General features: G+C 47.0%; 13 protein-coding genes. 3 read left to right on the top strand and 10 right to left on the bottom strand.

Features of this window, described 5'->3' with window-relative positions:
• Nucleotides 1-119 precede the first annotated feature (119 nt).
• Entirely contained in the window at nt 120-2,054 is a 1,935-nt protein-coding gene (locus AAAA73_RS03950) for a hypothetical protein (protein WP_340596872.1), read from the bottom strand.
• Between the two features lie 98 nt (nt 2,055-2,152).
• On the opposite strand from AAAA73_RS03950, the gene AAAA73_RS03955 reads away from it, so the two are divergent.
• Together AAAA73_RS03955 and AAAA73_RS03960 are read left to right on the top strand one after the other, a co-directional pair.
• Complete coding sequence (locus AAAA73_RS03955) at nt 2,153-3,226, top strand: hypothetical protein (protein ID WP_340596873.1); 1,074 nt, start codon at nt 2,153-2,155, stop codon at nt 3,224-3,226.
• Between the two features lie 21 nt (nt 3,227-3,247).
• Complete coding sequence (locus AAAA73_RS03960; RefSeq protein ID WP_340596874.1) at nt 3,248-3,631, top strand: DUF333 domain-containing protein; 384 nt, start codon at nt 3,248-3,250, stop codon at nt 3,629-3,631.
• A gap of 58 nt (nt 3,632-3,689) precedes the next feature.
• Here AAAA73_RS03960 and prpB read toward each other — a convergent pair whose 3' ends face one another.
• From prpB to AAAA73_RS03980, 4 genes are all read right to left on the bottom strand, one after another.
• A complete protein-coding gene (prpB, locus tag AAAA73_RS03965) occupies nt 3,690-4,589 on the bottom strand; it encodes a methylisocitrate lyase (protein ID WP_340596875.1) in 900 nt (299 codons plus the stop codon).
• Between the two features lie 321 nt (nt 4,590-4,910).
• Nucleotides 4,911-6,419, bottom strand: coding sequence for an MmgE/PrpD family protein (locus AAAA73_RS03970; RefSeq protein ID WP_340596876.1), 1,509 nt, complete (start codon nt 6,417-6,419; stop codon nt 4,911-4,913).
• A gap of 148 nt (nt 6,420-6,567) precedes the next feature.
• The gene (locus AAAA73_RS03975) at nt 6,568-7,101 is read right to left on the bottom strand and encodes a DOMON-like domain-containing protein (protein WP_340596877.1); all 534 of its coding nucleotides are present in this window, start codon (nt 7,099-7,101) and stop codon (nt 6,568-6,570) included.
• The gene (locus tag AAAA73_RS03980; protein ID WP_340596878.1) at nt 7,101-7,859 is read right to left on the bottom strand and encodes an acyl-[acyl-carrier-protein] thioesterase; all 759 of its coding nucleotides are present in this window, start codon (nt 7,857-7,859) and stop codon (nt 7,101-7,103) included. The genes AAAA73_RS03975 and AAAA73_RS03980 overlap by 1 nt, the downstream gene beginning before the upstream one ends.
• Before the next feature lie 184 nt (nt 7,860-8,043).
• Here AAAA73_RS03980 and AAAA73_RS03985 point away from each other — a divergent pair, with 184 nt between their 5' ends.
• Nucleotides 8,044-8,322, top strand: coding sequence for a helix-turn-helix domain-containing protein (locus AAAA73_RS03985; RefSeq protein WP_340596879.1), 279 nt, complete (start codon nt 8,044-8,046; stop codon nt 8,320-8,322).
• A 72-nt stretch (nt 8,323-8,394) separates the two neighbouring features.
• Here AAAA73_RS03985 and AAAA73_RS03990 read toward each other — a convergent pair whose 3' ends face one another.
• The 5 genes from AAAA73_RS03990 to AAAA73_RS04010 form a co-directional block, all read right to left on the bottom strand.
• Nucleotides 8,395-11,193: a POTRA domain-containing protein gene (locus AAAA73_RS03990; protein ID WP_340596880.1), complete on the bottom strand. Its 2,799-nt coding sequence runs from the start codon at nt 11,191-11,193 to the stop codon at nt 8,395-8,397.
• Nucleotides 11,190-15,152 carry a translocation/assembly module TamB domain-containing protein gene (locus AAAA73_RS03995; protein WP_340596881.1) on the bottom strand — a complete coding sequence of 1,321 codons (3,963 nt, stop codon included), beginning with the start codon at nt 15,150-15,152 and terminating at the stop codon, nt 11,190-11,192. Before AAAA73_RS03995 ends, AAAA73_RS03990 begins: the two co-directional genes overlap by 4 nt.
• On the bottom strand, nt 15,149-16,198 hold the full coding sequence (locus AAAA73_RS04000) for a hypothetical protein (protein WP_340596882.1): 1,050 nt from the start codon (nt 16,196-16,198) through the stop codon (nt 15,149-15,151). The genes AAAA73_RS03995 and AAAA73_RS04000 overlap by 4 nt, the downstream gene beginning before the upstream one ends.
• 103 nt (nt 16,199-16,301) lie before the next feature.
• A complete protein-coding gene (gene efp, locus AAAA73_RS04005; RefSeq protein WP_340596883.1) occupies nt 16,302-16,868 on the bottom strand; it encodes an elongation factor P in 567 nt (188 codons plus the stop codon).
• A gap of 57 nt (nt 16,869-16,925) precedes the next feature.
• Nucleotides 16,926-17,756 carry a tetratricopeptide repeat protein gene (locus AAAA73_RS04010; protein WP_340596884.1) on the bottom strand — a complete coding sequence of 277 codons (831 nt, stop codon included), beginning with the start codon at nt 17,754-17,756 and terminating at the stop codon, nt 16,926-16,928.
• Nucleotides 17,757-17,774 lie beyond the last annotated feature (18 nt).

Raw genomic sequence — 17,774 nt, forward strand, 5'->3', positions numbered from 1 at the left:
TCAAAAGGACCGCGTACTGACTTTCCTTGGGAGGGCAGATTGTCTACCAAAAAATAGACAGTGCCTGATCCCTGTTCGGTTTTGTTTGGACAGTTAAAAGGGGAGCAGTGAAGTGGGGACTATTTGACGCGAATAAATCGGCTGCCGTCGTCAGAGAAAACGGTTTTGCCCTTGCTGGCGCCCCAGCGTGAACCGGAGCTGTCGATCACGGTGATTTGATATTCCACCATCTTTTGTTGGAATGAAGATTCCTTCATCATGCCTTTGGCCATGTTATAGCTTGCGCCAGTAAAGCTGGAGAGCATTTCATCTCGTGAGCTGCCCGCAGAGCCGACATTGAATCCAGCCCGAGTCGCTGCATTCGTTTTGCGAGTGCCCGATGTCGAGCTGTTATAGTAGCTACCACTACCACTACCACTACCACTACCACTGCCACTGCCACTACCACTGCCACTGCCACTACCGCCAGAACGTCCCGCTGTCGGGTTGTCGTTGCTTGCAACCTCATCGTCGGAACGGCCATCAGAGACTGTTGTGCGACCGGCAGATGCAATCATTCGCGAGCCACTGGACGTAGCCGTATTGGTGCTAGGGGAGGCGTCAGCAGTTGTACCTTTGGTAAGGTCCACCTCTTGCACCACTTTCAAGTTCTTGTTGCCGCCAAGGTAGAGCTTTTTTGAAATGTCCGTGCCAGAGCCAGATGCCGTAGACGCTGATTTGCTGTCGGGGCTATCGTAGCCATTGTGTCGGGATTGATAACGCTCTCTGGTTGAGCGATTTGAAGTAGAGCCAGAGCCGGACGAGTCTTCAGAGGCTAACGCCGGAGTGTTCATCACGCCCATTGCACGATCCGCCATGGCAAGCACTGGTGCAGACTGCGTTTGGCTAGCCTGCAGGTTGCTCTGTTCATTACTGCCATTGAGTCCCTTCGCCAAGTTTGACGACGATGGAATGGAGTTTTGAACTTCAGCGGAGGAGATTTCGCTGGCAATGTTGAGTGAATCAGAGTTGATGTGTTCAGCAGGGGCGCTGGCAATTGAACGAGTTTTAGTCTGAACCTTTGCGCTGGCTGCTTCTCGGGCCACATTTACTTTTTGTTTTGCAACGTTATTCGTGCTTTTGTCCACGTTGCTTTTGACAAGCAGTAAAGTATTATTTTTGGCGTTCAATGGTTTAACTTTTTTCCCGTTAGCGCAAACATTCACGATTTGATCAGTGGTTTTCTCGTCACTGATGCCGGATCTGTGCAAAAGCTCATGGTACAGGAGCGGCTTTAACTTTGCGGCAAGTTCTTCAGTGTCTGCGTTTGCCGGGATACTGATTTCAATGCCACCATTTTCAGTGTACTTTCCAGTAGGCTCTGTTGCGCCTTCTGCAGATGTCTTGCAGGAAATCAGGTTTTTGCCCTCTTGCTGAGCGCTGATTTTTTTAAGATCCAGTTTCAACTTGTTTGAAAAATACTGAAGTTCAGAAGGGTCCGCACCCGCAAGCACTTTTTGAATTGCCGGTGTTCCAATGCACCCAGAGAGGGATTCATCGTTCATAATCTTTGAGAGCGCCACGGCAATTTCATTTTTGATTTCGGCATCGTCGCAGGAAATGGCGTTTTGGGCAGCTTTAGTGATTTGCGCGAAATTGAATTCTTCAGTGAACTTCGAAAGGTCGCCCAGAACTGATTTGTTTTGTTCAACACAGGCATTGTCACCTGGAGTTCCATTCATGACAGACGGGGTGCGTGCAGCTGAGCTGCTTAAATTCCAACGGGCGCTCCCGTATTCGAACTGAGCTTCTTTAATTCCTTGCGAGTCTGTGCGTTTAAAAGCGATCGATGACGGCTTGCTGTTTTTGAATTTAACAATAGCTGTGGTTTGGTCTTTTTTTACCACCCATAAATCAACATGGCCATCCAGGTCGGAATCGATGCGGAAGTCTTCATAGTTTTCGCTGGCGATGAATCGGGCGCTCATATCAGTTTGATTGAAAACAACAGAGGTGCTTTCAAAGGCGAATGAAGGATTGCTGAATGATAGAACGATCGAAAGAATGAGTCTCATTGGGATACTCATCGGACCAAGGTCCTGTTTTGTTTAGTGGAAATTTAGGGCAAATCCGCATGATTCTCATAATGAGATTTTTATGATCCAATTGAGGTATGAAATTGATGATCGCGACATTACTTTTGCCAATGCTCGGCAATGCTCAGGTCTTTGGATTCAAGCCTGTGAATTCTGCGAACCAAAAGGTGGATGCTCAGTCTCAAATTGAGATCGAGAATCTTCCGCCACAGCTCACCCAGGATACGCTGGGGATTTGCTACGCCGTCGCAGCTTCAACATTATTGACCGCTGAAAATTGCCGTTCCATGAAAACGGATTGTCGAACTATTTCGGAAGAACAGGTTTTTTCTCCATTGGGTCTGGCTCCTTTGGGACGTGCGGCAGAGGATGGTGATCAAAAATCCACAAAATCAGAGGATGCTGCAGTCGATCCATACGGTGGAAATATTGCCAACGCTCTTGAGGAGTTGGTCAGTGGCGGTGGCTTTGCACCCTCCGAGCAGTGTCTTTCTCTGGATAAGATTTTAAGCCGCATCGGTGGGGCAGAAGAAGGCGTTGAAGTTCAGTTGCAAATCTGGAGCAAGCTCAAAGATCTTTATAATAAATCCAAAAAAATTCCGAAGGACTGCGACAGCTGTTCCAATAGTTTTTATACGACTGCGAAAACAGAGATTGAAGGCAGTCTGAACCTCAATCTTTCTGAAGCGGATTTGTTGAAGGCATTTGGGAAAAAAACCTATGCTGAATTTTTTGATCGAGTCATGATTTCGCCGGCGTGCAAAAACCTGACTAAATCACTGGGTTTGGAGTTCTCTAGCAAGCGGGAAGTGAAGCTCTTTCCTGAAACTGGTAAAACGGGTAACTATAAGCAGGTTCTAAAAACGATCAAAGACGTGCTGACCGAAGGACGTCCTCTTGGGCTGGGGAATATTTGTCTGGACGCCAAGCCCTCTAAAAAAGCCTGCCAAAATCAGCACGCTGCTGTGGTTGCAGGTTATCGTAAAGTCTGCGACCCAAAGGGTGAATGCGTTGACTCAGTCAAAGTATTGAACAGCTGGGGAAAAGGCTGGCAGAAAGCAAACAGTGATGGCTGGGTGGATGCGAAGACCTTATTGGATCGGACCTTTTACGCAGAAGCCACTTTGACCTGGATTGAAGATAAAAAATAGTTAGAAGGATTGGATAGACATATGAAAATTTCAGCATTTGTATTAGGTACTTTGATGTTCGCTGCCGGAGCTCACGCCGATCAGACTCTCAAATACTACAACAACGACAAATACGAACAAATTAAGTTTAAAACCTACGAGAAGGCCAACATCAATGAAGCGTGCTTCAAAGGTGGCAAGCCGAACTGCAAGGCGTGGACGGTATTTACGGGCAAAGCTAAAACGCCGACAAAAAATCCAACGCCTCTGGCGGGAAATCCAGCCGCTCTTTATTGCTGGGACGTGGGCGCAAAAAACAGAATTCTAAAAGCACAAAACGGCGATCAATACGATGCCTGCGTCTTCGATGACGGCTCCATGATCGACTCCTGGGATCTTTACTACAAACACTTCCCAAGAAAATAAAAAAAAGAGCAGGTCAAAAACCTGCTCTTTTCATTTGATCTAAATATTGAATCAAAAACTACTTCAACGTGAAGTTGAAGATGTTCTGGTCAAAGCTGTTGTACTCATCATAACGAGTCAACGCATAAAGGTCTTTGCGAGTTTGCATTTTCTCAAGCAAGCCCTCTTGAGTGCCTTTAGCTTTAATTTCAGCCAAGCCCGCAACAGTAGCGCCCATCGCAAGACGGAAAGTCGTCACAGGATAGATCACGATGTTGTAACCAAGGTTAGAAAGCTCAGCGTAAGTGAACAAACGACCTTTACCAAACTCAGTCATGTTCGCCAAAAGAGGAACAGAAACTGCTTTTCGGAACTTCTCAAACTCTTTCTCGTTCTCAAGAGCCTCAGTAAAGATACAATCAGCACCCGCATCGATATAAGCCTTAGCACGATCAATAGCCGCATCCAAACCTTCAGAAGCACGAGCATCCGTACGAGCAATCAAAAGAAAGTTCTCATCAAGCTTTTTACCACGAGCTGCAGCCGCCACTTTACGAGCCGCCTCATCGCGACCCACAAGTGATTTACCATCAAGGTGGCCACAACGCTTAGGATTTACCTGATCTTCGATATGGCAACCAGCAAGACCCATCTCAATCATCTCTTGAACTGTGCGAGTCGCACTCATCGGCTCACCAAAGCCAGTGTCGATATCAATAATAGTAGGCAATGAAGTTGTACGAGCAATCTGACGACCACGCTGAGCAACTTCAGTCAGTGAAGTCAAACCGATATCTGGGTAACCCAAATCGTTCGACAAAACAGACCCAGAAATATAAACCCCATCAAACCCAGCCTTCTCAATAGCCATAGAAGCAAGCGGAGACCAAGACCCCGGCATCTGCAAAAGCTTGCCAGTCTTCAAAGCATCTCTAAAATTCTTACGCTTCTGAGCCGGAGTAATTTCAGGAAACAACATAGAACCTCCAATGACGGAATTAAAAAAATAAATTCAAAAATCTAGATTCGAGGCTTTTGAAATTTGAAAGAATGCACTCTGAACCAGATCAATACTTAAACTACCACTTCCAAATCAAAAGATGCCTCAACATCAAAGTCTTCCAAAAGTGATTTTCTATTTCTACAAAAACAGGCAGCGGCAAGGGCTGGCCTAGGGTTTTGTAGAGACCTCCGCGGGGCCTGGACGGCCCTCGCCGAAGGCGAAGCGGCAAGGGCAGGAGGCCCGGGTCTCGTAAAAACCCTAGGCCAGCCCTTGTCGCTGACGGTCTTCGTCCGAAGACTAGAAGATACCTTTTGTGTCGCGTTTATTGTTAGTCAACTTCTCGATAGGAATCTGTACGTTCAACTGTTGAACTTGTTCAGCAGTCAAGTTTTCCAAATTCTCACAAAGACCGATGAAACGATCGCGCTCTGCTTTAGTGATGATTCCTTCAGTCAAAGTGTCGAACTTACGGATGTAGTCAGCACGTTTGAATGGACGAGCCCCCGCTGGATGCGCATCAGCCACACCTAGTTCATCAACGATTTTAGAACCGTCTTTCATCGTGATTTCTACGCGGCCACCGAAGCGTTTTTTGTCTGGATCTGTCTCGTGGTACCATGCAGTCCATTGTTTGTCTTCGACCGTGGAGATTTTGTGCCACAAAGCCACAGTGTCAGCACGTTGTGCACGCTCTGGAGCGTACGAGTTAACGTGGTGCCAAGTGCCGTCCTGAAGAGCCACTGCGAAGATGTACATGATCGAGTGATCAAGAGTTTCGCGGGAAGCAGTTGGATCCATTTTTTGTGGATCGTTTGCACCAGTACCGATTACGTAGTGAGTGTGATGAGAAGTGTGGATCACGATATCTTTGATATCGTCGAAGTTTTTAACCATTGGCTTCATTTTACGAGCCAAGTCGATCAATGCCTGAGATTGGTACTCTGCAGAGTGTTCTTTAGTGTAAGTCTCAAGGATCGCGCGTTTTTCTTCGCCAACTTCTGGAAGTGGTACTTCGTATTTACCGTTTTTGCCGTCAAGCATGTAAGCGATAACAGAGTCTTCACCTTCATAAATTGGAGATGGAGCGCCTTCGCCACGCATAACACGGTCAACTGCTTCAACAGCCAGTTTACCAGCGTGTGCTGGAGCGTAAGCTTTCCAAGAAGAGATTTCACCTTTGCGAGATTGACGAGTCGTGAAAGACACGTGAACCGCTTGTTGAACTGCTTGGAAGATAGTTTCAGTTGGAAGAGCCAACAAAGTCCCGATACCAGCTGCTTGAGCAGGGCACAAGTGAGCGATATGATCTTTTTTGTGCATGTGAAGGCAGATTGCTTTTACCAGGTCCACGTGAACTTCGTAACCAGTCACGATACCTTTAAGAAGTTCTTTACCGTTTTTACCCATTTGTTGAGCAACTGCAAGAATCGCTGGGATGTTGTCGCCAGGGTGAGAGTAGTCAGCAGCCAGGTAAGTGTCATGGAAATCCAATTCACGAACCGCAGTACCGTTGGCCCAAGTAGCCCATTCACAGTCAAATTTTTGATCGTTCGGCATGCCGAAAACAGTCGCGCCACCGTTGCGTGGATGCGCAATTGCCATTGCACGAGCAGAAGCCACCGGACGGCGGTTCGCAGCTGCGATCGCTACAGACGCATTGTCGATGATACGGTTGATAACCATATCCAAAACGTCAGCTTTGATTGGAGCATTGTCAGAAGCGATTTCTGCAATTTTCCAAGCCAGTTGATCTTTACGATCTAATTTTTCTTTAGATGGATAAACACGTACTGTGTGTTTTTTCATTGGGAATCCTTTCGAGACTCTTGCTTGCGGCAAGCCTCAAGACTTGACGCGTTATTTATTATTAAATGAAAGCAAACAAAGCTAACTTGCCACGCTTGCGGTGGTCAAGGAACTGAGAGGGAAAGCTGGGGGTTTCTGCGATGCTCCCCTAGAGGGAGTAGGTGAAAGCCGCTTTATTGTGAAAATCGGCCTGAGGGCCCGGGTGTGACAATGCGAAATAGGACTTTGATCCATCGGAAAACTCGATGACGGCCGTGATGCCAAGTTGCTTAAATTGAGGCATTGCCGGTGATTGGATTTTCACCCGAAAGACCGCCTGGTCTGATTCCAAAGAGCGGTGAATCAGATTCACGGAGGCAGTGCCATCCGCTCTCATGCCCTGGCGATAGCTGTTGAAAGCGTAAGCATTCCAGTCGCCATTAGGTGAACAATTCACTTCAAGGTAAGGGGAGTCCGAATTGTTGTCGAAAGCAAAGAAAGCCTCCAGGCAAGTGGTCTTCCATAATTCATCCCGGCGTACAGAATCTGCACCCTCGTGTTGAGGTGGGAAATGCAAATGGCGAGTGGGGCCTGAGAGGAAAAACTCAAGTATCACTTCATCCTTGGCGGTGACATAAACCTGGGACTCCACCTTGATGATTTTCGTGAATTCTGTTTCTGCAAAGGGCTTAAGCTCAAGCACTAGGGTCTCTCCCAATTCAAGCGAGCCGTAAATAAATTCCTGCCGTCTGCGGTGCGCACCCCGCGATAAACGGAGGAGCCGCCCTGGGCGTTTTCAGATGAATCCGTCAGGCTCTGTTCAATATCAACAGTATCACCCAGTTTGGTTTCTGCCAAAAAATTTACGGAATAGGATTTCAGTTTTAAAGTTTTGTGAAGTTCATAGGGGATGGCATCCAGTATCCACTGCGCATACTTGGCATTGTTCACGTGATAGTTGATATCCAAATCGGAATTGCGAACCGCAAAGTTTGCCAGTTTCAGGTAATCACCTCGGACCGCAATCTTTTCGGTTTCCAATGCGAGTGTTTCCTCACCAATAAGCTCCGACCAAGGGCGCAGGCTCTCAACGGGAAGAATTTTGCCACTGCCTTGCTCCAGCGCCAAAAAGCTGGTGGTGCAAGTGCCAATGACTTTGTCCTGGGAATCTAAAACCTTAAAACCACGCAGTACGAAAGCCCCCTCGGGTGGGCGCAGCCAGGTCTGGATTCGGATGGTTTCGCCAAAGCGGGGCCACACAGTCATTTCGACAATTTGGCGAGTAATGACCCAGTACATATTGTCTCGGGCCATCTGATCTGAACCAAAGCCGATTCTTTCCGCATGTTGCCAGGCCGTTTCTTGCAGGAGATTTAAAAGTCCGTACAACCCTAAAAACCCCCGGGGATTCACGGAAAGGGTGGATATTTTGAAGACTTCATTCCAGGATTTAGAGTTCATAATTGAGTCCTTCTCTGATTTTAGGGGGGTCCTATGCTATTTTACACATCCTATGCGAAAAAACAGGACGGAATTTACTTCAAGTGATGTATACTATGTTTAGTTGTTGGTTTGGAGATACTGTCCAAATCAGTTTGTCACATTCTGAAAAGTTGTTTATGATTATTTTCGTTCAGGCGGTTATATGAGACAAAAAAATATGTTAGCTGACTTTCTAAAAACAAAACGTGTGGCTGCAGGTCTTTCCCAAAGAGACGTGTCAGACAAGTTGGGTTATTCAACACCTCAGTTTATTTCCAACTGGGAACGTGGGGTTTCTCATCCACCGATCAATGCTTTGAAAAAGTTGGGCGAACTATACAAAATCTCTGCCGAAGATCTTTTTGAAGTGACTTTGAACGCGACGATCCAAGAGGTCACTCAGGATTTGCGTCGTAAATTCGCCAGCTCCAAATCTCGCTAAATTCAGTTTCAATTTTGAAAATAAAAAACCCGGTTTTCCAACCGGGTTTTTTATTTTGTGCGAGGTGATCTTTTAGAATGTACCGATTGAGATGTGTACGCGCCACGGCTCCTCGCCAGGCTGCATGTTCAACTTCCAAGCCATATCCACGCTAAGTGGACCGACCGGGGTGTTATAGCGAATGCCGAAACCGGTCGAAGCGCGGTACGGTTCGTTGATATCCAAGCCCTGAATTTGCACGATACCGCCATCATAAAACACGGCACCACCCAGGGCGTCGTACACCGGGAATCTTAATTCAGATTTGATAAGTCCCATGGTTGAATCCGTCGTCAGATAGTACTTTCTATTGGTGCCGGCAATTCCCAGATCGTTGTTGTTTGGGAAATACTCGGAGCCCGCCTCGTAGCCACGAACCGTGGAGATCCCCCCTAAACTGAAACCTTTTTTATCCCAAGGCACACCATTCTGACGAGTAGAAGTGTCAGGCATCTCACTTAGATTCTTTAAGTAACCGCCGCGGAAGTTGTTGGCCCAGATGATAGGTTGCTTTTGAGCCGTTCCGATTCTGTTATAGAAGGTGATTGCGGCCACGGCACGCCAGTAATTAATGGTTTCAGTTCCGCCAAAAGCAGGATCTGAATATTCGGCATTAATGCGGGTGAACGTGCCCGCAGTCGGATTGAAAGGGTTATCCCGGAAATCGAAGTCAATGTTGGGACCTGTCGTGACGATATCCTGACGTTCCGGTGGGTACGGGTAGGTGTCATCCAAACCGGAGTCCTTCACTTGTGCCAGAGAGTAAATATCCCAGGTTCCCAGAATTTTCGGAGTCAGGTCTTTTTCAATTGTATAAGTGTACTGATTCAAATCAGTGACCTGCTTGAAGTTGTAATCCGTGATCTGACTGGAAAGAGTGATATTCACGCGACCGCGGATGTGGGAGCCGAACAAATAAGGCTCTAAGTAACCAGCAACCACTTTGTGCTCAAGATATTTAACGTCTGCGATATTATAATTACCCTCAAGGCGCAAGGAGACCCCGCGCCCCGTGCCCATCAAATTGCGGTAGGCAATCCCGGTATATCCTCGCAACGTCAGTTTTCGTTCATTGGTAACACCGGCACCGATATTAAATGTTCCGGGTTCACGCTCAGAGATACGAACAATCACTGTACGATCTGCGATGTTGGTTTTTTCTTCCAGTGTTCTGACGTCCACGGTATTAAACAAACCGGTTCTTTGCAGCTGAGATATCGAGTCTTCCAGTTTCTTTGGCGTGATCAACTCACCCTGGCGGATTTCCAATTCCTGATACAGAACAGAGTCGCGAGTGAAAGTATTGCCTTCCAAAACGATGGAGGCAGCGCGGACCTGAGGTCCCTCAAAGATTTTAAAGTTCAGAGTAGCTTTGGTGTTGGTCTCGTCGTAAGAGACCAGGTCTTCCCTTTCGTTCAGCAAAAGCATCTCGATATAAGCATTGTTATGGTAGAAATCTTTGATGTTTTTCACTGCTTGTTCGATTTGATTCAGGCGCAGTGGACCTGGTTTCAGGCCTGTGACTTTCAATAGTTCATCACTTGGATAAGCCTGATTTCCCAGGAAAGACACGGACTGCATCAGCGTCATAGGCCCCTCGTCCATATTCACATACAGGGTGACTTTGTCTTTTTCCTTATTGTAGGTCAGGCGGCTGGAAGTGACTTTCGCCTGCAGGTAACCTTCGTTTTGCAGTGCCAGAACCAAATTCTTTAAGCCCGCGTCGATATCGTCTTTATTATAGTAGCCCTTTGAAACAATCGGGGAGCTGTAGTTTTTGATGATATCCGCATAGTGTTGGGGATCACGACTGAACTTGCCGGTTATATTGATGCCCTGAATTTTTACTTTTGGGCCTTCTTCAATATTGAAAATAATCTTACGCTGAAAAGGGCTGCCGTCTTCCTCTTCGCGGCTGCTGACTTCGGCGCGGGCATGTCCTTCAGAAAGATAGTAAGCACGAAGTTTGGCGGAAAGTTCATTGCCGATATTAGGATTGGCAGAATAGAAATTATCCAGATCAAGGGCATCTTTCAAATTTCCGCGACTGAGGATTTCAGCGCCCTCATATTCAAATTTAAATGATTCTGGACGCTCCACACGATATGTCAGGGTGGCTTCGGATTCGTCAGAATTATATTCAATTTTGGGTCCGATAAAGTCAGCACGGACAAAGCGTTTGCTATTCAGGAATGAACGGGCGGACTTCATAAGATCTGACAGATTTTTTTCCGTCAAAGGTTCATCCAGGCTGGAATCCAGCTTGTCGACCATGGCCTTATTCAGGGCGTGGTTGGGGCTTTGTACAATTAAGTTATGGATGACGGTGCGCTTGTTTTCAGTCACCTTCAAATGAATATCGACGTTCTCTCCCTTGCCCGGAGGCATTTCAATATCGATGACAGCATTGAAAAAGCCCTGATCTTTGTAAGCCAGGCGCAGCTTTTCACCCAGTTCAGCCAGTTCCTGCTGATCAAAAACGTTTCCGGACTTGACGGTAAAAATGGACAAAACTGCAGAGTTCGAGAAAAAGTCATTCCCGGAGATATTGATTTCTCCAATCCTGCGGGCCACCACGTATTCCAGTTTGTAAGTTCCGGCAGTTCTTTCCGTCACCATCACACGATCAAACAAAGGCTGAGGCTGCAGGTATCTAAGAACATCGTCGATCAGACTTAAAGGAATAAAATCCTTTTTGATAGCCGGATAACGCTGTACCAGTTCCGCTTGCATTTTTTCAGGAAGACTTGAAATATCCAATCCCTTCCCAAATGCAGGGGTTGTCTGGATCAAAAGCAGAATTGACAGAGTCAGAGAGGAAGCTCGAATCATTTGAACTCCCTCTTAAATTCAAGATCTAGACCGAAGATACTTTCGTTTTCCACAGGTGTGTTTTGCAAGGTGCTGTTCTCGTAAATATTTTTATTTTCAAAAGAACCCACGGCAGTCCAGTTTGGATTCAACAGGTATTCCAGTCTTACATCGTAACCTGAAATGTCGCCCACTTGACGGCTGCCGGAGACTTTCATTTTGTCCGTCAAACGACGGGTCAGGGTGATTTTAGGAATACTGATATTGCGAGTGGAGTCGTATTTGGAAGTCACAGACAAATTCAAGCCCAGTGTGCTTTCAAGTGGTTTGTTGATTTCTTTTGCGAAGGCCGCACCTGCCACCTCAAGACCCGCTTGATCAGCAAGTGCTTTGGACTGTCCTGATGTCGCCATGCTTTGCGAGGTCACACCAAGTGCAATCAAGGAAACAATGTCCTGATCGGAGAGGGGGGGGACACTGGTCAGTTTGATGACTGGATTTTTCGCCGAGCCCTGGGCGAAAAGGCTCACGTCGTACTCATTCACACGGGAAGTCGCCGTGACGTAAAGGTTTGGATTGATCTGAGTCGGATCAGAAAAATCAACGTTGCCGGCCTGAATATCAAAGTGCCGATCTTTGAAAATCAATTTAGAGCGTTTTTCCGTGGTGATTTTTCCCAGTAGAATTGGATTCGTGGGTGGACCCTTAACGGCCAATGCACCGGAAACGGATCCGTCGATCATGGAGTTCTTTACCGCAAGTGGTTTTTCCAGGTTGACCTGGATGTCCAGCAAGATTGGTTCAAATTGATTTTCGCGCAACACTTTTGGCAGGTAAGCACTTTGTTGAATGTTTGAAACTCCACCGGCACCTTCAGTCAGTTCGCGTTCGAAGACTCCGCCTGACACCCGGTAGGTTCCGGACAAAGTAAACGGGAACCATTTTCCAGAAAATAACAAGTCAGCTTCGCCGCTGGTGTGGACGCGGTCTGGCACGTTCAAACTGATGTTTTCCAAATGAGCGCGCACAGAAACCGGCAGGTCCTGAAAACCATTTATGATAACACTTCCGTCACCGGTCATGTTGCCGCCAGCAATGTTTCCTTTAAGGTCATTGATGATGATGCGTGACTGAGAGAAAGAGACGTTGGCTTGCAGTCTTTCGAGCGGGTGAGGGAAGCCTTTTAGCTTCACAAAAGAGCGAGTCAGATTCGCGGTGCCCAGGATTTCCGGTTTACTAAGTCTTCCGGAGACTGCAGCGGAAACACGCAATGGGCCGCCCAGGTCATCAAGGAAAGGCATGAAGATCTGCAATAGTCTTAAGTCTGTTCTTGCCTGAATATCCATGTTCAAGCGTTCTGCTGTGAAATTATTGCCTTTGATCTGAATCGAGTTTTGCGGCCCACGAAGGATGAAGTTTTTAAATGTCACAGAGCCGTTGTCCATGGCAATTTCAATAGGCCCATTATTGGAGATACTGGAGTTGGCGCGTTTCAGGCCAAACTCGTCGATCAGAATTTTACCGGATGATTTAAGCAGATCGCCGGATTCGGAGCGTAGATCGATGGTGGCAGTCAACGAGGACTCGTATTCACTTGCAAGATTTGCCCCGCCAATCAAGGCCAGCAAGGTTGCAAATGTCCAGTTGTTCGTCTTCATCTGAATTCTAAGCGGAGAGACTTTTTCAAATGGATACTGGAAGCTGCCCTGGACTTTATCGCCAAAGAGGTTTACCTGTCCGCCGAAGGCCTTAGTGTCGACACTCATTTGGAAATTGGAGTTTTCAACCTCTTGATCCTCAAGAACTGTTTCCGTCAGGCCGCCCTTGATATTTACACGTGCATCACTGAAGGAGTTTTTAATTTCAGCAGAAACATTCAGTGCCCCGTAAATATTGTCAGCGATCTGAGTGACAATATCGGACTCCTCAAGTCTCCAGTTTTTGGCGTCAACCATCAGATTCAGAATTTTATCTGAGCTGATATCGCCCGTGACATCGGCGACGGAGTTGTTCTTCAGAAGTTGAACTTTGCGAGTTTTGATATTTCCGTTGGTGGCATCCACGTTAAAGTGAAGCTGATCAAAGCTTTCGTCGCCGGCTTTGACGTTTTTAAAGGCGGAATCCAGCTTGTAGTTTAGCTTCCAGAAATTCAAAGGCCCTTGAACAGAGGCTTTGGCTGCGCCAATTCCCTGAACGGAGAAAGGGAATTCATAGATGCCGGAAATGATTTTTGCGATGTCGGCCAAATCAGCCGTCGGTGCACTGAATGTTCCGACAAGCGTGCTGTTGTTCAAATTAATATCCAGGTCGCCAATATATTGGGTGCGGTTTTCGGCGCCGGCGATCTCCGAGAATATCAAATGACCTTTTTGCAGTTTCACGTTGCTGATGGCATTGCCCAGAGTGAAAGTCTCAAAAACAAAGTTTCGAACATTCAAAACCAGGTCCATCGTTGCTGTGTCGGCGTTTCCTTGGGTCGAACCTTCAATGCTGGCCTGGCCTGACATTTTCAAATGCGCCAGGTTTTGGATGTCTTTGGTGTCCAGGTTTTTGGTTTTATAGTTGATCTTAAAACCCTTATCGAAATCAACAACGCCATCGCTGGTGCCAACACTGCTGCCAATCTGCAGGTGGGTATCGTAGCTGACAGAGGACGTGGTCATGTGGGCTTTGCCGGTGACCTTCATGTCTTTCAGATTTACAATTTCTGTACCCTTGGAGTTGTTTTCAGATTTGACCCAAAGATTTTGTCCTGTCAGTGTTCCGCCTTCGCAATTCAATTGGAAGGAAGGCAGGATTTTTCCGGAGCAGGGAAGTGATCCTTGCAGCTGAACTCCAACAGGGATGTTTGCCAGATCCAGGGAAACAAAAAGCTTTTGCAGATCCAGATTGTTGATTTTGATCTCGGATTGGAAGTCGTAGTTTTCGTTCAGTCGCAATTCTGACTTGTTAAGCTTCGCTTCGCCCGCCGGATGGCTGACCAGGACTTCTGAAAAATGAAAGCCCTTGTCTTTGTACTCGCCCTTGATGTGCGCGTCACCCAACGTGAACTTGTCCACGATGACGGATTCAGTGTTGATATCGGCTTTGCCTTGGATGTCCTGCAGGCCATTGAAGCGAACTTCGGCCTCTGTTTTCAGGGTTCCGGAAAGTTTTGGAATTTTCGCTTCAGGTTTGATGTCATGAAATTCTTCGTAAAGATCCGCCAGAGAGATCTTTGTGGTCAAATCGATGACACCAGAAGGTTTGATGGTCACATTTTTAAAATCAGTCATTTCACCACGGGCCAGGACTTCGGATTCATCAAGGCGTACGCCCAATTGCAAAATGCGTAAGGACTGTCGGGTTAAATAAAGGTGAGTGTCCAGTGAGCCGGAAAACTGCCCGACTTTTTTCAACGACAGTGCCAGGGCTGGAGTGTCCAGCTTGGCTGTGATGTTGCGGCCCATATTGGTCAAAAGAATGCCGATATTGTTTGCCTCAACGTGGAAGCCCATTTTTTCAGAGCTCACCAGGATGTGTGCGTCCTGAATCAAAACTTTTTGCAGGGGGATTTTTTCCGTAATGGAGAAAATCTCATCGATAGGAAGCGGTTTTGGCTTGGAATCGTCCTTGATCAGGGGATCGATATTGATTTTTGCTTCAGGAGCCGTGATCACCAAAGCGGAAAGCTTAAGACGGCCGCCTAACAGCGAGAAGAAATCCAACTGCACTCGCGCTCGGGCAACGCGAATCTCTTCGGTGATTTTGGTGATTTCGCCTTTTGAAATAATGCGGATATTTTCAAGCGCCACCGATGTGCTCAGTACGCGAATCCGCATGCGCTCAGCTTGAATGTCCACAGGCAGGTTTTTGGAATAACTTTGCAATTCGTTCAGAGCCCAGGTTTCCAGGCGCGGAATAATCAACCAGGTGCCCAAGCCCCATAAAATCAAGAATGCCAATGTTGGAGTGATCAAAATCCAAAAGACGCGTTTCACTGACCACTCCAAATACTTAATAGCGCACTGCCAGCCCGGTAATGAGGACGGGATGCCAGCAGCCCTTCCAGAATTTCAACCGCGGTGTGCTTTTGCCCGATACCCCACATGGCTTGAGCGCGAAGGTAAGCAGTCGCAAAGAATGTCTCCGGCTCGTGCGCCAGAGCCAGTTCAACATGAGAGATTTCATTTAGAAGTTCGATGAAGCGACGGCATTGCAGCAGAACTTCCAGACGGAACCATAAAAGGCTTTCGGATATTTCACAAAACTGCAGAATATCCAAAGCCGTTTCGTAGCCTTCCAGCATGAACGCGGCGATTGCAAAATCAAAAGCCATATCCGGATCCTGTTCCGCATGGTCGCGCAGATTTTGCAAAAGAATCAGCATGACTCTTTCGACTTCCGGATCCTTTGGTGAAAGCTCTTCAGGTTTCGGATCACGAGCGCGCGGGGATCGGCGTGCCAGAATTTCCAAAGCATGGCGCTGGCGGTGTTCGCGAACTTCATTGCTGACATCACTGTCGCCCGGATAAAGTTTTTGCAGTCGCTCCAGCAGAACTTTTTCCTGTTCATAAAGTTGCTGCGTGCGCAGAGTGATCAATTGATCCAGGAGATTCTTTTTATTGCTTAGGAAATCCTTGTGAATGCGGTACTTGCGATTCGAGCGCCATTCACCCAAAAGAGGCGAGCGTGAATTCAGAGCCAGAGATCTGGCGGCTTCATTTTCAGATTCACTTTCGCGGATGCCCTCGATCAATGCCTCGATGACTTTATCATCAAGATCCAAGGATGCATGCCCCAAGGCCTCCATAAAAAACGGCCACGGCACAGGAAATGTTTCGTTGTCGATATGCTTAAGAACGAATTCAGCAAGTTGCAGGTGGCGACCGCTTAGATTTAGAAATCTCGCCAAGGCATTGATGTTATCCAGAGAAATCTGTTCAGGAGAAGAGTCCAGGGTGGAAATAAGTCGTGAAGCCACTTCATCCAGATCGCTGGTCTCATTGAGTAAATTTTGAATTTCCAACTCAACAAAAGTGGACAAAAAAAGCCTCCGCCCTGATTAATCAGAATAACACTGTTATTTTGTTATAAAAACCAGTGTTAGCGGAGACTTAATATCTTGCGTTAGTGATTATTTTTACTAACTATCTTTGGCTTACGCGCTCTACGTAGTCACCAGTTGAAGTATCGATACGCAAAGTATCGCCTTCATTGATGTGCAAAGGCACGCTCACAACCAAGCCAGTTTCCATAGTTGCTGGTTTGGAAGCACCAGTAACACGGTCACCTTTGATACCTGGGTCTGTTTGAGCAACCAACAAGTTCACAGCTTTTGGAACGTCTGCAGCAACGGCTTTTTCATTGTAGAATAGAACCACAACTTTCAAACCTTCAGTCAGGTAGTATCTTGATTCGCCAAGATCTTCTTCGGACATCGCGATTTGCTCGTAAGTTTCATTCGACATGAAGTTGAAGCCCGTGTCGTCTTTATAAAGGAAGTTCATCTCTTTGTTTTCAACGTTTGGAACTTCGAATTTTTCGCCGGATTTGAATGTTACTTCCAGGTTTTGGCCTGTCAGCATGTTTCTCAATTTTGTGCGGGTGAATTGGTTGCCTTTACCTGGTTTTACGTGTTGGAAGTCCACGATCACGTAAGGTTTGCCTTCAACCATAATCTTAAGATTTTTTCTAAAGTCCGACGTTTCGTACATTCTGATCCTCGTTTGTTATTCAAAGAGGTTCACTATGCCCAAATCGGCCGTGGGTTGTCAAATATGGGAGCGGTAGTCTTCGATTTTGCGAAGCATCATCTCGAGGGTTTCGATCTTCTTTTTGCGCACCATCTCCTCGCGCGGAAGGAGAGGTTTTAAAGGAACGGGTTCGTCAGGTTCGTTATAACGGACCTGCAGTGTTTTCATTCTGCGTTGAATCTCGGCATGGTCGCCGAATTCCACGCGGGTGTCCTTAAGAAGTGCATGGGCCTTTTCCAGATCGTTGCGCACAATAAAGGCATCGATCAGGGAAAGCATGCGTTCAAAAGCCTTATTTCTAGGCACCGGTTGGGGTTTGAAAACCTCAGTGGCAGCACCTGTTTTTGTACCAGGCACGGTTTGCTCAATCGGGGGAGATTCCAAATTCACCTGCGGAAGTTTTTCCATCGAAAAAACTTCGTCGTCATACTCGTCCGCCGTCAAAGATTCCAGTTTTTGCACGGCTTTTTGCGCGGACTGAGAGTTGGGATTCAAAAACAAAACCATCTTGAAAGCCTTTAGAGCTTCCTTTGGATTCTTGTTGGCCAGCTGAAGTTCGGCCAGCAGTTGATGAGCAAGGATGTTCTCCGAAGCCAAGCCTGTGGCCTTTTTCAGGGCCTCGATAGCGCGGCCGATTTGGCCTGCGTCGCGCAAAATTTTAGCGTATGTGACCAATCCTCCGACAAATTGCGGATGGCGTTGAACGCCAGAAGTCACAACCTGCAAGGCCTCTTTCATCATCCCCATCTCGCGATAAGCTTCCGCCAGCGGTGCAAACACCTGGGAAGTTGGATCCTTTGCGAGGATAGTCTGATATTTTTCGATAGCGCTTGCTTCAATCTTCGGCATGCTTCAGATTCTAGTGCA

Source organism: Bdellovibrio sp. GT3, assembly GCF_037996765.1.
GTDB lineage: Bacteria > Bdellovibrionota > Bdellovibrionia > Bdellovibrionales > Bdellovibrionaceae > Bdellovibrio.